Annotated in this window: 3 protein-coding genes; all 3 read right to left on the bottom strand. The window is 51.2% G+C overall.

From position 1 onward, the window contains the following. Positions 1 to 356: 356 nt before the first annotated feature. Positions 357 to 1,031, bottom strand: a complete 675-nt coding sequence (locus tag PAT3040_RS29345; RefSeq protein ID WP_108995472.1) for a hypothetical protein — start codon at positions 1,029 to 1,031, stop codon at positions 357 to 359. A 550-nt stretch (positions 1,032 to 1,581) separates the two neighbouring features. Continuing rightward, positions 1,582 to 2,175, bottom strand: coding sequence for a GNAT family N-acetyltransferase (locus tag PAT3040_RS29335; RefSeq protein ID WP_307719183.1), 594 nt, complete (start codon positions 2,173 to 2,175; stop codon positions 1,582 to 1,584). 78 nt (positions 2,176 to 2,253) lie between these two features. Continuing rightward, a partial coding sequence (locus PAT3040_RS39140; protein WP_258235215.1) for an ATP-binding protein occupies positions 2,254 to 2,433 on the bottom strand: 180 nt, incomplete at its 5' end.

The raw sequence follows: 2,433 nt of genomic DNA, 5'->3' as shown, positions 1-2,433 counted from the left end.
CTATTGCGCTCGGTGGGGCCGGCGGCGCTGCTATAGCCCGATTTTTTCGGGCTATTGCGCTCGACGGGGCCGGCGGCGCTGCTATAGCCCGATTTTTTCGGGCTATTGCGCTCGGCGGCCCTTCGTACTTTGCTGCAGCAGTTTCAAGTAAATTGGTTACTCGTGACTACAGCTAGGCTGACGCATGGAACTTTCATATGATGGGTGCCGCAGTTTCAAGTAAATTGGTTACTCGTGACTACAGCTAGGCTGATGCATGGAACTTTCATATGATGGGTGCCGCAGTTTCAAGTAACTTGATTACTGTGCTAAAAGGGGGATTGTGCTTAGTTCATTTCTTTAGCATGTAGCACAGTTCATATCCGGTTGTAAATATTTCTCCCCCGCCTATTCCCAAGCTCATCTGTTAGTACATACGCGTGAACACGCTGTTTGCCGGTCCGCAGCGGTTTGATTCGATGTTTGGCTTGAAGATTCTTCAGTACTTTCCGACTCACGTCCTCGCCTCGTTTTAAACAATCTTGCACATCCTTCAGATAGATTGGCTTGTTGATATAAGCAGCGTAAGCAATTACCTTCTGTTCATAAAGAGATAACTCTTCTCCCTCTACTGCTCCTAGCGCTCCCAATAACTCGAACAAACTCGTTCTGCATTTATCCGGTCTCTTGCTCAGCTCGTCCCAAGTAAACGGGTAGTACAGATAACCTTTGTTTGCCAATGTACGTACTCGATGCCTTTCGAAATCGAATCTGTCGCGGGTAATGTTCTCCGCATGCGCGACAAAGCCCTCGCTCTCAAACGCAATGCCTAACGGCTCGTAGAAGGCGTCAATGTAAATCGAAACTCCCGTAAAGGTAACAATCTCGAATTGCATCGTAAAACCTTTAAACGTTCGAAACGCCGGCCACAACACCTCTTGGAACATTTTCTTTTCCGCCAACAAATCCTTCTGGAGCATCTCCAGCCTTTTGCCGGTTGCTTCACAAAGTTGTTCTCTCACAAATTGATCAAATAACGCGCCGAATGACATTCGCTTCAACTCCCTCAGACAAATAAAAAGGCGCCGCTATCTCAAAAAGAGACAACGGCGCGTGCTTCGCGCTAAGATGATTGATTGTTCCATTATACATGTTCTTATTTTACTATGGAAGAAAAATCGTAATTCTTAAGCGTTGTTTCGCCGAAGAACAGACTTTGCATAGCCTAACAAATAGAAGCTCGCTCTGCGATTTCGGAATGGTTATCGACATCGCCTTTTTCGTAGACGAGCGGTTGGCTCCCGCTGTCCTTAAGCGGCGCGGCGTGTTTATCGAGATGTTATGAACTAGATGGTAGGGAGGAACGAAACATACCGCTCGTTTGATGGAAAAATCAAAAAATGGCGGTGCCAAAAGATTATCTATTGCCGCCATTTGCGGGTATTGGTTAATTGCCGCTGTATTCTTATGATAGCAGTTGACAGACGAAAGCCGCCTCCGGATGAATCTCTGGCAGAGTTATCGGCGCGGGGCTGGCTCGAAAGCCCGACTTTTCCGTGCTATTGCTGGCTCAGGCGCGGCTTTACGCTCGATAGCCCGGCCTTATGAGACACCCCCTCGCACTAGCATATAATAGTTGTACACTTCATCGTCGATCTCGATAACGTTCATGAAGACGAAGCCGCATTTCTGGAGAACTCTGTTCGAGGCATCGTTGGCGAGCAGAGCAACGGCGCTCAGCACCTCGATGTTCGCATGCGCGAACAGATAGCCTGTGACCGCCTGCACGGCTTGCGTAGCATAGCCTTTGCCCCTATGGTCTTTGGAGATGGCATACATGATCTCGCGGTTAGGCGCCGGCAGCTCCTCCTTCGGGCCGGTGCAGCACCAACCGATCAATTCTCCCGTTTGTTCCAGCATAATGGCCAATCGAAGCCGCAGCTCTCCCACGTCCTCCCCATTGCTTGCCAAGCGCAGAAATTCCCCGTTCTCCGGTATTTCGTAGTTCTCGAGCCACTCTCTCCGCTGCTCCAGGGACACGTTCCAGCCAGGCAGCCACGCATGGATCTCGGGCTGCCACGTCAGCGCGTGGATGGCTTCCGCATCCTCCGCCATGTATGCTCGGAGCCGGATGGACCCCACTACCAACGTAAACGGTTGTTCGCCCGAGGCCTGCCTGGACATTCTATTCATCATTGCTCACCTTCCCGCATGTACTGGTACGTCTATCATACCTCGTCGGGACGATCCATCGTACGGTCCAAATAGTTATAACTAATTTGTATCAACTTCCCCGCGAGGCAGCCAGCCCGACAGCAACGCCCCGCCATCCGGACCGTTGCTCGCCTCAAGCTCCCCGCCGTGTTTCCTTATAATGCGCCGCGAGATGGTCAGGCCGAGCCCGGTGCCGCCTGTGGAACGATTTCTCGAAGCTTCCCCGCGATATAACGGCTC

The sequence above is a fragment of the Paenibacillus agaridevorans genome (assembly GCF_003112455.1).
Lineage (GTDB): Bacteria > Bacillota > Bacilli > Paenibacillales > Paenibacillaceae > Pristimantibacillus > Pristimantibacillus agaridevorans.
Note: the sequence above shows the minus strand (reverse complement) of the source record. Positions and strands in the feature narration are given on the sequence as shown.